The sequence below is a fragment of the Plantactinospora sp. B24E8 genome (assembly GCF_039871735.1).
Lineage (GTDB): Bacteria > Actinomycetota > Actinomycetes > Mycobacteriales > Micromonosporaceae > Plantactinospora.
Genome location: NZ_JBDPMH010000029.1, coordinates 26,145 through 43,369, shown reverse-complemented (window position 1 = coordinate 43,369; position 17,225 = coordinate 26,145). Strand labels below are relative to the sequence as shown.

Below are 17,225 nucleotides of genomic sequence, written 5' to 3'. Positions count from 1 at the left end.
CTCGACGCTGGGCGCGGCCCGGGTGCCGGTCACGGCCCCCGGGCCGCGTGGTCACTGTGCGGGCGGCGGCGTGGACAGCGCCTGGTCCATGTCGCTGAGGTTCTTCACGATCGCCGCGAAGCTCGCCGCGAAGGTCTCCAGGTTGCTGACCGCCTTGGTCAGCGAGGCGGTGAACTCGGTGTACTGGCTGCTCATAACCGGGCTGGACTGCTGCATCCAGAGGCCGCCCTGGCTGGTCAGCAGCTCGGTGACGCTGGTGTTCAAGCCCTTGAGCACGTCGGCGATCTCCGCGCCCTCGGTGGTCAGCCGCCCGGAGACGGTGTGGATCCGGTCGTAATCGACGTTGACTTCTGCCATCGGATGCCTCCGGTTCGGCGGATCAGGCGGAGCTGCTGGACGCGGTGATCTGCTCGTCCATGGTGCGCAGCTGAACGGTGATGTTGTGGAACTGCTGGGCGAACGACCGGATGCTCTCGATCGCCGCGGTCAACTCGGTGTTGAAGGTCTGGTACTGCCCACTGAGCGTGGGGCTGGACTTCTGCAACCACAGGCCACCGTCGCTGGTGAGCAACTGGGACACCGCGGCGAGCAGATCCTCCAACCGGGGCACGGTCTGCGTGACGGCCAGGTTGAGCTGTTCGTTGACCGTCTGCACCTTGGCGAAGTCGACGGTGATGTTGGGCATGGCGCTGCTCCAGACGAGGTTGGTCAGATGGTGACGGTGGTGTACGGCATGGAGTCGTCCTCGGGTGCCTCCTCCGACACGAGGCTCCACTCCCCGGTCTTCGGGTTGCCGTGGTAGACCTTGGTGCCGTCCGGGCCCACCACCGTCTTGGTGCCGCTGTCCGGCCCGGTCACCACGATGTCGGTCGTGGTGGTCCCACCCTCGTGGTCGACGGTGACCTGATGCGATCCGCCGTCGGCCCCCGGGGTGACGGTGCTCGTGGTGGTGCCCTCGCTGGTGGTGGAGGTCACCACGAACGAGCCGTCGTCGTTGGTCTTCTTCTCGATCTTTTCCTCGGTTCCGTCGGCATGGGTGATGGTGGAGGTGTAGTCGATGACGTCGGTCCGCCCGTCGCCGTCGGTGTCGCGGTACGTGAACTCGGTCTTCTCGGTGTAGGTCAGCCCGTCACCTGAGGTGACCGTGGTGGTTTCGGAGATGACGTTGCCGTCGTCGTCCAGGACCGCCGTGGTGGTGTTGCTGCCCACCGGTGAGGTGCCGTCGACGGAGGTGGGTGCGTCTCCCGGTTCTGGCACCGGGTCTCCGCTCCACACCGGCACCGAACCGTCGACCAGGTTGCCGTCCTTGTCGTAGTACTGGAAGGTGATCTCCCGGTCCTTCAGGTCGAGGTATCGCTCGTACGCGGCGGTGTCGGCCTGCCAGCCGCTGATGTTCGCCCGCAGCCGGTCCAGGTTGACCTTGCCGGCGATGTCGGCGTCCAGGTCGAAGTAGGCCTTGGCGATGCCGTCGAAGGTGTTGGCCAGCTCGTCGAGCAACTCCATGGAGTCCTTGAACGGGGTGTGGCAGGCGGAGAAGAAGGCACTCAGCGTCGCGTACAACGTCGAGTTGCCGACCTGGCTGGAGTCGACGACGGCCCCGTCGGAGGTGACGATCGCCCGACGCGAGCCGGTCTCCACGTCAAACTGGATCTTTCCCTTCAGCTCGCGCAGGCTGCCCGCGAGCTTGTGCAGCAACGCGTAGTCGAGCACCAGGTCGGCCATCGTGCACCCCTCCGCCAGCTCGTCGACATGTGCCGTCTGTGAGGTTCGACGCGGCCGGGGCGGTGAGCGGTTCACCGTGAACCTCCGCGCGGGTGCGTCGCGTCGAACAGGACGAGGTGTCCGGGGCGGCGGGAGGGGTGCGGTGGCGGTACGGCCCGGTGACTGGTCGGCACTCACGCTGTCCGGTGACCCCACACCCGGCGATCCGGACGTGCTGCTGCGGGTCGCCGGCTACCTGGACGTCATGGCCGGCCATGCCCAGACCGCCGACGACGGGCTCGCCGCGGTGTTGCGGCAGAGCGGTGAGGGTGCGTTCGTCGGCAAAACCGCGGACTGGCTGCGCGAGCAGGTCAGCAAGGAGATGAGCGGCTTCATCGCCGGGGTCCGTACCGCCTTCTCCGCCGCCGGGCCGGCCATCCGCACGTACGCCGAGGCGTTGCGCGAGGCGCAGGCCAAGGCGGACCGGGCACTGAGTGAAGCGGCCGGGGCCGGCGACGACGAGGAACGAATCAAAGCCCTCAGGACGGAGGCGGAGAACGCCGCGGCGGACGTGACAACCGCGGCGGGTACGGCCCGGCAGGCCATTCTCGACGCCACCGGACACATCAGGTCCCCGGTGACGCCCAAGTCCGCCTGCGAGATCTTCTGGGAGATCTTCACCTGGCTGACCCTCGTCATCACCGTGGTCGCCATCTTCGTCGGCGGGCCGCTCGGCCTGCTCGCCTTCGCGATGAACGCCGCCCTGGCGGTGAAGGCGACCCTGGACTTCGCGACGGGCAAGACGAACGCACTGGGTCTGGCGCTCGGCCTGCTCGGTCTGCTCGGCCCCAGTACCCGGCCACTGATCGCCCTCGGCGACCTGACCAAGCTGGCCGGCAGCGCCTGGCGCAGCATCACCCAGATCAGCCGAAACAGCTTCACCCTGGCCCGGACCGGCATCAACGACTTCTGGCGGACCGTGTCGACGCTGAGCATCAGCGGCATCATGCGCGGCATCGGGGACCTCGGCGTCACCGTGGCCAACTCGGTGAAGGTCGGCGTGCTGTCGATCCCGCGGATCGTCGGTTCCCTCGATGGCCTGGCCGTCCGGGGGTTCGTGACTCTGGAGAAGTTCACCCTGGTCACCGTTCCGACGGCGGTCACCAGGCTGGGCAACATCGCCAATCAGGGCCTGACCAGACTCGCCGGTCTGACGGTCGACGCCGGCCGGTTCGTCGCCGCCAACGCCGTCAGGTTCGGCAACCTGATGGTGCGGGAGTTCGGCGGCTGGAAGTGGCTGCGGATCTTCCTGCCGCTGGCCGGTCACGAGATCGGCGCCGTCGGCGTTTCCGGGGCGTTCAAACTCGGCGTGCTGGGTCGCGGGCTCGGGATGACCCGATTCGACGGACTGGCCGCGCTCGGCGGTGGCGTCCGGCTCGCCGACGGCCTCACCACGGTGAATGTCGTCAAGCCCGGGAGCCCGCCGCCCGCCGGCGGAATCAACTTCAGCCCGGGCGGGCTGCACCTGCCCGACCTGGTCGAGAAACCACTGATCGGTGCGCCGTCGATGCCGGAACTCAGCTTCTCGGCCCGCGGTATCGACCTGTCCGCGACGCGTGGTGTGCTCGGCGCGCACGACCTGGCGGGGCTGCGCGGTGCCGCGCACGCGGTCGACCTCGGCGCGCTCGCTCGGCTCGACGTACCGACAGGCAACCCGACGGCGGCACTGAACCAGGTCACCATGCCCACAGTGGGCATGCCCGGCTCGGTGACCCTGCCGAACATGCAGATCGGCAACCTCAGCACCACGCTGCAGCGGACCGTCGGCGGCGTGGACGGGCTGGCGAACTTCGGTCATGCCGAGCTGCGCAACCTGCACATGGGTGAGGTCAGTGCGGTCCGGGTCTCGGAGACCGGGGTGGCGTTCAACCTGGGGGCCCCGGAGAAGGCGTTCGGCGCCGCCCCCCTGGCCACCCCCACCCCCACCCTTACGTCCGCGCCGTCGGTCTCCGTCTCCCAGCCGGCGCCGACGAGCGCCGCAGGGCCGGACGTCGTCGCACCGGCACCCACGCAGCTCGGTAAGATCGCCGACCCGACCACCGTCCACCAGGCACTGAATCTGCTCGACGGGCCGAAACCGAGCGCACTCACCGCCCTGACCCGGTTGGATCCGCCGTCGTCCACCGCGCCCACCGGTCTGAGCCGTGATCTTTCGGTGCCCGCACCGCCCCGCGTGGAGTCGGTCGGCGGCCCGTCACCGCAGCAGCTCAGTCACCTGCACGCGCTCGCACAGCTGAAGCAGGCACATCACGCGCTGGCCAACGCCTCCGGGGACGCGCTGGCGGTGGCCCGCGCCGAGAAGGACGTCCGAGTCGCCGAGGCGCTGGTGCGTCGGGCCGAGAGTGGGCTCAAAATCGAAGCCCGGGAACTCTCCCTCAGTGTCGACCCCCCACCGACCCACCCGACCGGTGTGGTCGCGCCAGACCTCGCGGCGGCCAAGGCAGCGACGGCCCCCGACCTTGCGGCGGCCAGTCCCGCTGCGGCGGCGGACGAAGCGATACGGGCTCTGCAGATCCGCTTGGACAACCTGCGCGGACCCGACGCCCCCCGCGCCGACCTGGCCGCGCTGGAGCTGGAGGCCCGGTTCGCGCAGCTGCGCCCGTCGACCTCGGCCGACCTCGCCGACCTGCCTGCGGTGCCCACCCACCAGCCCGGCACCAGCATCGCCGAACTGGAGAGCCGGCTGGCCGGACTACGCGGCACCGACGTATCCGCCCCCGCAGCCCGCCAACTGGAGTGGGAACACCGCCTCAACCAGCTCCGTCCGGGCGGGGCGGCCGAGAACCGCCCGGTCGATCCGGCGATGTTCCCGGACGTCCCGTCCATCTCCCCGATGGAGGCCACCGCCCGGGCCACCGCCGCCGAACGCCTCACCGACCTGGAAACGCAGTTGGCCGACGTCCGCGCCGAGGAGGTCTCCTCCGGCGCCGGGCCGGGGCGGTTCGACGACGCCGGGGCACCGGCCACACCGCGCGCCGACATCCCGGGTCGGTCGGAAACCCCTGACCAGGTGGGTACGCCAGGGCGAACGGAGGGGGGCATCGGCGGCGACGGAGTGCTCGACCTGCCCAGCGTGCCGCGGACCGACCCGGCGGCCACTCCAGGCCCGGAGGCACTCAGCCGACGGTTGACCGAACTCACCGCCGACGCCCGCGGTGTCAAGCTACCCGAGCAGGAACTGAGGGTGCTCAGCACCGAGGTCCGTACCGCGATCGAGCAGGGGCGGCACGGCGACGCGGCCCGAGGACTGAACACGCTGCACGACCGGATCGACCGACAGGCACTGTTCCAGCGGCTCGACTCGTACCGGGCGCATGTCGACGCCGGGCACCACCGCGCAGCGCAGCTGGGCATGGACAAGTCGACCTGGTTGCGCCACGCCATCGACATCGAGCGCGCGACCGCGGCCGGGCACACCGACGAACTGCACCGGCTGCTCAACGCCTACGAGAACGGCCTCGCCGGCAAGCTGGCCGAGCAGAAGCTGAACGACCAGGTCGTACCCGATGTCACTCCCGGCCGTGCCTCCGACGGAGCCGGGTCCGCGGGCGACCTGGACGGATTGCTGGCCCGGCTCGACGTGCTCCGTGGCGACCGTGTTCCCGACCCGCGACTCGCCGGTCTGGAGCTGGAGCTACGCTTCGCCGGCCTGCGCGGCGCCGACGGCCCCGATGGGCCGCTCCCCCAGCTGCCCGACGCACCGACGCTGCCGCCCGGCGCGCTCGACGACCTGACCGACCGGCTCGACGCCCTGCGCACCCATCGGGACGAGTTGATCGGCATGCCGGCGGCCGAGCGTGCCGGGTGGAACGCCGAGTTCGCCCGGGCCGGCGACGCAGCCGCCGACGCGGACGTGTTGGCCCGGTACGAGGCGCGCGTCGCGGCCCTGGAGCGGGAGGCCCGCCTCGCGGAGCTGCGGGGCGGCAGCGGTCCGCTCTCCGCCGACGAGTACCGGAGTTGGCAGGACGCGCTCACCCGGGCCGGCGACAATCCGGCCGCCGTCGACGATGTGCTGTCCCGGTACGTCACCCGGTTGGACGAGCACCGGCTGGACAGCACCGCCCAGATCAACGCGGCGCTCACCTCCCCCGACCATCTCCGCCCGCTCGACTCCCGGCTCGACGAGGCACTCGGCGGTCTGTCTGAGAGCCTGCGGGACACGACCGCGGCGCGGCACACCACCCTCGGGGACCGGTTGGCGCAGCTGCGGGGACCGGACGGCGCGTCGGTACCCGGGCGGGCCGCCGACAACCTACCGACGTCCGGGCCGCGGGCCGGGGACCCGACGATCAGCCACCAGCTCGATCAGCTGCCGAGCGTGCCCCGCGACCTGCCGACGACCCGCACCGACTCCGCCGGCACCGCACCGGCCCGGACCGACCCGTCCGCGTCGACCCGCCCCGGTGCGTCCAGGTCGGACACGACGACTGTCACCGGACCGGCGGACACCCAGTCGCCGACAAAACCGGCGGCGACGTCGCCGGTCACGAAACCGGCGGACTCCCCGACCGGGACCACGCCGGTCGACCGGCCCACCGTGACGCGGCCGACCTCGGCGAAACCGGCGGACGGCCCCTCGGTACGGCCGACACCGACCGGCGGCGGCGAGGTTCTCGAACTACCGGCGCCCCGCCGCCCTGCCGACGACGCGGCCACCGCGCCGCCCGCCGAGAAGATGACAATGCCGCCGCGTGACCTGCTCGGCGACGGCAGACCCGGCGGCCCGACCCGGGTGGTCGAGGTGGACACCGAGCGGTGGAGGCCGCTGAAGGACGCGTTCCGCATCGAACCACCGACCACCGGCGGCCAGCCACCAAAGGTCACCCGACCGCCGGCCAGCGGCGAGCGGGTCGGCGTCGGCTATCGACTCACCGTCACCGAGCAGGACATGCACTTCGAGCTGAAGCTGCGCCTCGACGCCGCGCCCGGCGTCACGGCGCAGGAAATCGCCGAGGTGAAAGCCCGCACCGTCGAAGGGTTGCGGCGCTACGTCAACGCGCCCCGGCAACAGCTGCCCGGGTGGGATGTCCCGATCCGGGTGACCGTGGACTTCGACGACCCGGTCCATGCGCGGGGCGTCATCACGGTTGCCCCTGCCGGCGCCCAGATGTCCCAGCAGACCTGGGCGGCCGGCGCGTCGCCCGCCAAGTACGCCCACGAGATCGTGCACCAACTCGGCGTGACGGACACCGGCTCACCCTCGAACGCCCTGCTGCGCAGCACCCACCAGGCAGAGCACGGCGACCTGATGGGCAGCCACCCGCACGACGTCGAGGATTTTGTGCTGACTCCTCGGGCGCTCCGCCAGATCGCCGAGGTGCTGTCGCCGTACTTCTCGGGTTCCACCGCACCGCGTCCGGTGCCGGCAGCGCTCGCCGGCAACGTCGCCGAGGAGTTCTGGGCCTCCGGCCTGGACATCGCTCCCCCGGTCACCACCGGCGAAGCCACGGTGCCCGCCCCGGCCGGGACGGTGTCGACGCCGTCGGCCACCGCGCCGGCCCCGCTACCGACCGTCATCGGAAGCGGCACGACACCCACGATCACGGTGACCGCGCCGGGTGAGACCATCCAGATGACGGTCCTGGAAGCGACGACGACGGTCGACAGCCCGTTGCCCGGCCTCTACAAAACCCGGCCCGACCTGCTGTACACACCCGACTCCATCGACGACCTCGACAGCCTGATTCGCGGCGTCGAGCAGAGCGTCGCCGACGCGGTACGCACCCGGGTGGCGGAGAACCTGCCGCTGGTGCCGGGGCTGTCCAACCTCTCGGTGCAGACCGGCGAGATCGGGCAGGCGCTACGCGATGATCCGAAGTCCTTCTTCGTCACCGGTGGACGCAGTTTCTCCGTTCGGGACGGGCTGTTCGGTTGGCACCGGGTCACCGTCGCGCCGACCTGGTCGCCGGCCGCGGCCCAGGTCATCGACCAGTCCGTGGACAACGCGAAGTTCGACACCCGCAGTGACCAGTCCGCCGGGGTCAAGCATGCCGCCACCACCGGCGGCTCCGGTTCGCTCGGCGCCGGCACGATGTTCCCCCAGCGGGTCGGCTACGGTGCCGGCGGCGCCGTCGACCTCGCCCTCTCCCGGCCGCTGGAGTCGCTCGAGGACGGCGTCAAGCTGACCGACTCGCACAACGTACGCAGCGGGTCCGGTTCTCACCTGGTGTCCGCGCCGGTCAGTTTCGGGGTCGTCGTGACAGACCCGACCGCTCCGCTCACCGGCCCGAAGGCGGCCGTACGGACTCTCGGCGAGTCCGTTCCGGCCGACGTGACGTTCCGGACTGTCGACGACATCGCCAACGCCGGACCCCGCGAACCCGACTGGCTCACGGTCGACCCGAGCAGGCACACGTCGATGCTGGTGGAGAACTTCACGCCGGTACGCATTCTGCGCGCCGGCATCGGTCTCGCCCACGGCACCGACCCGGTCGGTACCTGGAACGACGTGGTCGAGGACGCACTCGTCCTGCTCCGGCCCACCAAGACCGTCGGGCCGGGCACGCTGGGGGCAGGACAGGCCCGCAGCCTGTTCGAGGAGCCTTCCATGATCGGCAACCTCATGCCGGCCCTGGACACGGTGGTCCACCCACCGACGATCACCAGCACGCACGGCGCGCACGCGCTGTCGCTGGAACTCACCGCGACCATGCCGAAGCTGTCCATCCTGGCCGACGTCGCCAAGACCTCCTTCCGCTGGCAGCCGGGGCAGAGCGAAACGACGAAGCTGTCCCACTCGAGCCGGGTCGGCACCGGTCTCTCCCTGATCCCCGCCCGCTGGGCGTTCGGCCCCGGATACGTGCAGGCGCGGCTCTTCTGGGGCTTCCTGCGCTCGATGACCGCCTCCGCCACCCAGGGCGGCACGTCCCGGATCGGCACCGAGTTCAAGGACATTGCCAATGTCCTGGTGGAGGCGCACTTCCGGGTCACCGTCAATGCCGGGCTACGCGAGGTGCCGGGCAGCCGGTTGTTCGGCGAGGGCACGGTCGAACCGATCACCGTCGATGTGGTGGTGCTCGGTCACCTGCCGGCGGCCCGGGTGGCCCAACTGCTCAGCGACAGCAGCGTGCTCGTCCCCTCCCCGAGGCAGTGGTACGTGCCGCCGTACGCGCTCGGCGGCGGACGGTCCGTGACCTACGGACTCAGCGGGTTCCAGCAGCTCTACCTGGACGTGACCGGGCTGATCCGGAACATCGAGGGCGGCTTCCTGCCCAGGTTCGGCACGTCCGGCAAGGTCGGCCGGATGGCCACCAGCCGCGCGGCGATCGAACGGCAGGCCAACCAGGACGCGCTGGACCGGGTGCTGTCCGCGGCCGGGTTGCGTCAGGGCCGCAGCAGTCTGCTCAAGACCGGCCTGATCGCCAAGCTCAGTCGTACCAAGAAGTTCGGCACCCGGCACGTTGTCGTGCACGTCACGGCCAGCTACACCGATGCCTTCCGGCACCTCGGCACCAGCCGGGGCGACGCGGTGCGGACCACCCACGCCGACACCTTCCAGGAGAAGATCAGCGCTGGCAGCCAGTGGCGAGGTGCCGTGGCGTTCGAGGGCGGCGGCGTGTTCCGGCTGACCGGGAGCACGGCTGGCGCGTTCGTACCCGGAGGCGCGGTGGAACTGCGTGGTCGGTTCGACCGGCAGAGCGGCGCGCAGCTCGGCGGCCAGGAGAGCCGGCTCAGCGGCGGTACGCCGGACTCCCAGGCCTTCGGCAACGACCTTCGGATCACCGTGCAGGTGTACGCGTACACGAAGCGCCTCGGTCCGGACCCGAAGTCCCGCGTCAGGTTCGGTCGGGTGATGCACCAGCGCTCCCCCCGGCCGGTCACCGACTCGGCCACCCGGGTGGTGAAAGCCACCCGCGAGCCGGCGGCCCTGGTCAACGGAAAGGAGTTCACCCGATTCCGGCTGGTCCAGACCCGCCCGGTCACCGTGCAGTTCGACAACGCCTCGGTGCTGGCCCAACCGATCAACCTGCCGACCACGATGACGCCGCGGCCCGATCCGCTGGCGATCGCGCGGCGGACCCAGCTCGAGCCGACCGCGCTGCGTGAGTGGGTCGACGCGGGGCCGAAGTCGACCGTCAACCGGTGGCTGTCGGTAGAGGACTTCCCGGGTAGCAGCGCCATCGTCGTACTCGCCGACGACGCCCTCCGAGCCGCCCAGGAATACCCCGACACGGTCTCCCGTACCAAGTTGGGCGGCCTACGCGGCGTCGACGGGTTGGCCGAGGGAATGCCGGTCTGGGCCAACATCATCGACCGGCTGGGCGAGTCGCGCCAGATCCACGGCCTCGCCTCGATGCTCGACGGCGTGTGGCACGTGGACCGGCTCACCTCCGCCGAGGACGGCGCGGCCACCGACCTGGCCATCGCGGTCGCGTTGACCAATCCGACGGTGCTGCCGGCGTACGCCACCATCACCAACGAGTCCGCCTCGGTGGGGTCGGTGGAGATCGATGCCGCGAAGACCGTCGAGAAGCAGCTCGCGCTGCGGGCCAACTTCTCGGCGAACGTCCGCCGCGCCGGGACCAGCAACGAGACCACCCACGGCGGTGGTGCCGTCTTCCCGGTCAGCTACGAGAAGGTGCTCTACGCCGGAGCCACGCGGAACACCGAGAGCGTCAGCGGCGCGATCGAACGCAACGCCAACAACCGCAAGGGCAGGCAGCGGTCCTTCCTGGTGGTCTTCGACATGCGGGTGTCGGTGGCCGCGGAGATCACCACCGACCCGGACCGGTACGCGGCCATCCCGCAGTCGCTGCGCACCGGCGAGTGGCTGCACCACCACAAGTCGGTGGCCCGGCACGGCACCATCACCAACGCGATATTCCTGCGGCTGTCCGCCGCAACCATGGTCAAGCTCGGCCTGCTGTCGAAGCTGGCCGGGGACCCCGGCATGATCGGGGCACCGTGGCTGCCGGCGGTGCCGCCGGCCCTGGGCCTGCCGCCCGGGCGCAGCCCCGGTCTGGGCCTCTACACCTTCGACGAGACCCCGACCCTGACCGAGCCGATGACCGCCGTGCTCCGGGCCGAGGCCGCCAAGCTCGGCCCGGACCGGGGAATGGTCAAGAGCCTCCTCGACGCGGTGCAGGGCCGGATCGTGAACCGGTCGATCGGCAAGGTCTCCGACTCGCTCTCCGGCCCCGGGCTCGACGACCCGATGCTGAACCGCCGCCGCCTGCTCTACCTGTTCACCCGCGAGGGACAGGCGCAGCACTGGCCCGCGATGGTCGACGGCGGGGTCTCGGTGCTGCACACGAAGCCCGGCCGGATGACACAACACTCCCGGGACGTACGTCTGCTCGCCGAGCCCATCGGCGAACCGAAGGTCCTCGGGTTCGTCGCCGACCACAACGACCTGGACATCAAGACCACCCACACCAGCGAGCAGGGCGTCACCAGGCAGCGGATGCACGGCGGTACCGTGACCGCCGGGGTCGCCGGCACCGGCGTCTCCAACCACCACGGTGAGAACCTCGCGGTCGGCATGGGAGACACCGTCGGGCGGGTGTCGCAGGTACTGAACGCGCAGAACGACGGGTTCACCACGGTCGACACGAACCTGAGCTCCGGTCGGGGCGTCAAGGCCAAGCTGGAGACGCGCGTCAAGTACACCCTGGCCATCTTCGACAAGGGCGAGCGCGTCGACGGCGACCTGCTGGTCGTACACGACAAGGTGGTCCAGGACAGGTGGGCCGACGACCTCCGGCCGCCGCGGTCCACACCGGCGGACCGGCCCACGCCCTACCGGATCGTCCCGCCGGAGACGTTGGCACCCGGCTGGCGGACGGTCAACGGAATGCCGCTGCCGCCGCGCTTCAGCGCCGAGGACCTCAGCCAGGTTGCGAAGGTGCAACGCGTCGTCGCGAGCCTGCTGAGCGACTCCGCCAAACGGCTGGGGACGACGGGGTACGCGGGGGCGCACCAGATCCACCAGAGCCTCACCCCGGAGATCCTGCTTCCCGGTATGTCAAAGCTGATCACCGCTGGGGGTTTCGACCTGCCGCCGGCGGTCAGCGCCCAGATCTTCGGGCAGAAGGCCGCGATCACCATCAGGCTGCGGCCCGAGAGTGCGTCGCTCGGCGGCGTCAGCTCCGGCGTCTTCCGCGAACACGCGCCGCAGCAGAGCGGTGGCTACAGCACCGGCACCAGCGTGGTGACCCAGAACCTGCGGATCCCCCGCATCCCACTGATCGGGCGGGGCTTCGCCGACGACCCGTACCAGGCGTTGGAGGCCGGTGGGCCCGGCGTCGCCGCCGGTGACACCCAGGCCGCCGCCGAGAGCGGCAGCAACGCCACCGGAGACATGGGCAACGTCAAGCCGGAGAGCCGCTCGGCCGCCGTCGACTACCTGAGCCGGGTCGAGGTCACCGTCTCGCTGTCGTACTCGCTGCGGCCAGCCAGGACGGTGACGAACGCCAGCCAGCCGGACGAACTGGTGAACGTGTCGTTGCGGATGGGCCTGCACGACGCGCGGACGGCGCTGCACATCCCGAAGGACACCACGGCGATAGCCAAGGACTCGCCCGGCCGGGTGGCCGCGTTCGACGAGATCGTCGATCACGAGGCGAAGCTGGCCACGGCGGCGGAGCGTTTCGTCTCCGCCGCCGACCGGCTCGACCAGGCCCGCTACGACGCGTACGCGATCCCGGAGGGCAGCACCGAACGCGTCGCCGCCGAGGCCGAACTGCCCGGGTTGCACCAGGAGTGGGATCAGGCCGGGCAGGCCTGGTGGGACCTGCTGCAACGGCACCACCAACTGCTCGACGACTTTCGGCACCGCTACCTCGGCGTGGCCGAGGGCGCGACGGACACCGACGCGGCGAACCTCGCCAAGCACATTCAGGAACAAACCACCAAGCCAACACCACACACCACCACCGCACCACCGGTCCAACAAGGCACCAGCACAGTGCCCACGTTGTCGACCGGGACGTCGCAGGTGCTGCCGACGCCGGGTGGTGGGCTCTGTCAGCTCTACGCCGCCGTCGGCAGCGCACCTGAGCTGGTGAGCGCTAGGCTGGCCGCCGCAGGACTCGGCACGCCGGCCCTGCACGCGTGGCTCGGCAACCCCGAGGCGGTCCGCGCCCAGATCACCGCCTGGGCTGCCCAGGCGCCTGGGCTGGTGCCGCCGACCACCCAGCTCGGTGAGGCCGCAGAGCTGCTGCGCCGCCTGGTCGAGCAACACCTGCGCACGGTGGGCCCGGACGGCGTGCCAACGGCAGCACTGGAGGGGTACCGGAACAACCGGGTGTTGCAGTTGCGTGCCGAGGTGGATGCGATGGACCGCGACACCCTGCTGGGCCGGCTACAGGAGGCGGGCATCACGAGGCTGCGCGACCCCGGTCTGCTACCGGCCCTGCACATGCGCCAGCTCTACCTCAACCAGCGAACCGCCGACCTGGTCGCCGCCGGGTGGGATCCGGCGGTGGCCCGCGCCCACGCGGAGAGCCGGGTGCCGCTCAAACCCACGCCGGACGGTTCGCCGCCCCGCGACCTGGCAAACGAGGCACTCTCGATGCGGGCCATGTTCGACTACCTCACCGCCAGCGGTCATCCCGTCGGCCTGCGGGCACTCTCCGACGAGACGCTGCGGGACCAGCTCATGACGCACCTGCTCAACCCGCTCCGGCCGGCCGACGCCAGCGAGTTCTCCGCCCTCACCGAGGCGGTCCAACGCTGGCCGGACCGCTGGCAGGACCCGGTCGGCGAGGCCTTCGCGGGGCTGTTGGCCGCCACGTTGGACGCCCGGGTACGCATCCACGCACCCGTTCACACCCAGATGCTCGGCCGCGAGGACGCGCCCCTGTTCGACGTGTACCGCCGCAGCGACCACTACCAGGCGATGGTCAACCAACAACCCCCGCCGGTGGAGTCGGCACCACCGAGCGAGCAGCCGGTGGCCGAGTTGGACCACACCAGAGGTCCTGCCGTCGATCCGAAGGGCGCCAAACCGTTCGAGATCGATCCGCCCGGACCCGCCGACGGAAAGACCATCAGCGGAGACGCGCTGCGAACCCAGCAGATGCGCGTCAACCCCGCCTGGATGCCACTGTCCGACTTCACCCCCGAGATCTACGCGGGCCGCCCCGACGCCCACTGGCACTACGTCGTCACCGAGTCGGACGGCATCATGATCGGCAGCGAGGAGATCCTCACCGTCGTCTCCGCCAAGCAACTCGACGACCTCCACGTCGCCATGCACACCAAAAACCCCGACCTCACCCTCGACCAACTCAGGAACAGCATCAACCAACAGGGGCACCCCACCATCGGCGTACGCTTCGACACCGACGGCCGCGCCTACGTGGGTAAGGGACGGATCAGCGGCGAGCTGCACCGCGACCCGGAAACCGACCGATGGGTCGTCGACGACAAGTCCGGCCGCTACATGAGCGAAAAAATCCGCCCCGGACTCGACCCCGTCGACGTCAAACGCTGGCTCGACGGTGTCGCCACGAGACTCAGCGAACAAATGGGCGTACCCGTCGAAGCCCGGCCGTACAAACACACCACCGCCCCACCACCAGCACCAACCACCCGAACCGCCCCCACCCAACAGCAACCCCCGGCCGACACCACCAAACCCACCGAGGCCACCACCACCGCCCCACCAGCGGAGGACCTGCGCGCGCGGTGGGTGGCGTTCACGGCACAGCGTCTGCAGGCCGAGGGCACCGATCCGACGGCGGCCGAGATCCTCGCCAACGGCCTGACTGCCGACCGCGACACCATGCTCGCCGACCTGGCGACGCAGCAGGCCATGCCTGCTGGCCCAGCCACGACCGCCACCGCTGACCTGAGCACCGCCGCGCCTGCGCCGAACGTCCAGACGGCGACCACGACAGCGACGGCGACGGCAGCCACGACCGCCACAGCCACGACCACAGCAACGGACCCGACGGCAACGGACCCGACGGCAACGGACCCGACGGCAACGGACCCGACGGCGCCCACCGCACTGATGGGGCACATCCCGCCGCCCGGGCCGGACTACCGGATACTCCGCTCCGCCGGATCGGCGCACCTGGCGAAGCTGCACGACGAGGTGCGGCAGCTGATCGCCACGAAGACCGACGGCCAGGGACAGCTCGCGGCCGAAGTCTGGTGGGACATCGCCGGCTTCATCACCAGGGCCCTTGAAGCCCCACCGGTTCGAGCGATCGTCGGAGCCCGCGCCGGCCTCGAGGGCGCCTTCCGCCTCCAGCACTGGATCATGGAACTCGCGACGGACCGTCCGGTGGACGAAGTCATCACGTGCCTGGTGCATGAACTGGCACATCTCGAACAGTTCGCGGTGATCGCCCAGCTGCTGGCCACCCGGTCCGGCGATCCGGCGACGGCCGGCATGGTCACCGGTCAACCGGACGTCCAGCGGGAACTGTGGGATCGGCGGCTGCCCGACGATCCGAGATATCCGGCGATGCAACAGGTGTGGGACAGCCACATGGACCCCGCCGCCCGTCAACTCAACGATCTCTTCGTCCAGTTCAAGCTGCTGACCCGCGACGCGCAGCAACGACTGTCGGCCGCCGAGCGGATCTACGGGTTTGCACCCCGGGTTCTCGACCGGCTGCGACGCGGCCTGCAACTGCTGGATCTGCAGAACCAGATCGCGCCCCTGCGTTACAACACCCAGCCGGCCGAGATGCAGGCGTTCCTGACCCAGCTGCGGTACACGTCACTGGGCTCGGTACGCGACTGGAGCGGTACGCCCGTCACTGCGGTGGCGCCACCGGACGGCTACGAGGTGGTCGCCCTGGGTCGGGCCGGAGGTGTCCTCCGCCCGACGGGGGCGGCCACCGAACCGCCCCGGCGATTCGCGCACCCGGACCGGCCGCTGCTCGTCATCGAGCTTCCCGACCCGGCTCGGGCCGACCAGGTGCTCAACCAGTTGAGCACGCGGTTACCCGATCGCGCGCTGGTGGAACTGGTCGTCCCCGCCCCGATCAGCGCGGCCAGGGCGCTGGAGCTGTCCCGGCTGCTCGGTCCGGAGCAGCAGCTCGCGCTGGCGCCACACCTGATCGAACCGCCCGGGGTGGAGCTGTCCGACCAGTTCGTGTCGTACAGCCGGTTGCACACCGCGACGCTGCCGGCGTTCGCCCGGTACGTCACCGTGCACCACACGCCGCAGTACCCGCAGCTCGCCACCCCGGCAAGCGACCTGAACAACCTCGGCCGTGGCCGGTGGGCGGTCTTCGGCGAGGACTGGCAGGCCACGTCGGTGGGCGACCGGGTCTGGGTGGGGCCGAAGGACGCGACACCGGTGATCGAGGACGGCGACCCGCGGGTGGTCGTCGGGGTGCCATCCCGGGACACCCCCTGGCCGGCCTGGCAGAACGGCATGTGGCTGGCCCGGATGCTGGCCGGTCAGGAGGGCACCCCGGACGACCCGATCGCCCGGGTGCACCGACCCGAAACACAGCCGCCACCGCCGGTACGGCTCGACGGCAACCTCGTGCACGCCGTCACCGAGCAGGACGCCGAGCTGGCCCGACTGGTCACCGGCGAACAGGACCCCCTCGCCGCCTACGAGTACTCCTTCCCCACCCCGTACCCACCGCTCGGGGTCGTGCCGGGCCAGGACCTCTCGTTCACCGTGCACCACCTGATCGACGCGTTGCTCGACGCGACCGACGTGACGCCGACCGAACGGGACGTCGCGGTGCTCCTCGACGCGCTGACCGCGCTGGCCAGCAAGATCGGCTCCACCGACCCGGACGCCCTGCGGAACCTGCTCGCCGCCGGCTACCTGGCCGCGCGGGCGTACGGGATCGGTGGTTTCGGTCCCCGCCGACTCACCGCGGCCTACCGCGCGCTGCGGCTGCTGGAGCCCGACGGGCCCCTGCCCTCAGGACCGACGGCAGCGGCCGACCTGCTCTCCTGGATCGACGGCGTCAACGTGGACACCTGGGCCGCCGACCTTCCGGTGCGGCTCATCCAGGTGTTGGACCGGTTGCGGGAGCCGGGCGTCACGATGACTGCGCTGACCGCCGCCAACCAGGCGGACGCGGCACGGATCCGCCTCGCCCTCGACGGGCTCGCGCGGCTCGACGCCGGTGTCTGGGCCACCGCCGGCCTCGGCCCGCAGGTGGCGCCGATATCGGCCGACGGCGATCTGGTGCTGGTGTACCCGGCCGGCCCCCAGCTACAGCCGGTGCCGCCCGGCAGCACTCCGGTCGACACCGCCGACCAGGTTCCCACCGCGCTGCTGGCGCTCCTCGGAGACCAGGCCCGCGCCCGGCTCACGCCGGACGGGGGCCGAGGTGTCCAGGTACGACTGGTGCCGGTCACCGACACGCCGATCACCCGGAACGCCTTCTACCTCCTCCTGGATGATCTCGCGGACCTCAACGAGCGGCTTGGCTGGCGCGTCGTCCTGGGTGATCCGGTACGCCCCGACGGAAGCCCGGTCCCGTTCACCGAGACGACCCCGGAACCGTCGGCCGACTGAACCGGTGGCCGGGCCT

The 17,225-nt window shown here is 70.8% G+C and carries 4 protein-coding genes; 1 reads left to right on the top strand and 3 read right to left on the bottom strand.

From position 1 onward, the window contains the following. Positions 1-51: 51 nt before the first annotated feature. Genes ABGB21_RS28660 through ABGB21_RS28650 form a run of 3 tightly spaced genes read right to left on the bottom strand, consistent with a single transcriptional unit; the run spans position 52 to position 1,722 of the window. Positions 52-357, bottom strand: a complete 306-nt coding sequence (locus ABGB21_RS28660; protein WP_347655686.1) for a hypothetical protein — start codon at positions 355-357, stop codon at positions 52-54. Between the two features lie 22 nt (positions 358-379). Continuing rightward, entirely contained in the window at positions 380-685 is a 306-nt protein-coding gene (locus ABGB21_RS28655; protein ID WP_347655685.1) for a hypothetical protein, read from the bottom strand. A gap of 23 nt (positions 686-708) precedes the next feature. Then, entirely contained in the window at positions 709-1,722 is a 1,014-nt protein-coding gene (locus ABGB21_RS28650; RefSeq protein WP_347655684.1) for a hypothetical protein, read from the bottom strand. A 142-nt stretch (positions 1,723-1,864) separates the two neighbouring features. Here ABGB21_RS28650 and ABGB21_RS28645 point away from each other — a divergent pair, with 142 nt between their 5' ends. Further along, positions 1,865-17,209 (top strand): hypothetical protein, encoded by a 15,345-nt coding sequence (locus ABGB21_RS28645; RefSeq protein ID WP_347680414.1) that lies wholly within the window; start codon positions 1,865-1,867, stop codon positions 17,207-17,209. The last annotated feature ends 16 nt before the right edge of the window (positions 17,210-17,225 follow it).

Bases quoted from the DNA above. Each gene is read 5' to 3' on its own strand.
- ABGB21_RS28650 (WP_347655684.1), bottom strand. From the start codon at position 1,722: ATGGCCGACCTGGTGCTCGACTACGCGTTGCTGCACAAGCTCGCGGGC.
- ABGB21_RS28655 (WP_347655685.1), bottom strand. From the start codon at position 685: ATGCCCAACATCACCGTCGACTTCGCCAAGGTGCAGACGGTCAACGAA.
- ABGB21_RS28660 (WP_347655686.1), bottom strand. From the start codon at position 357: ATGGCAGAAGTCAACGTCGATTACGACCGGATCCACACCGTCTCCGGG.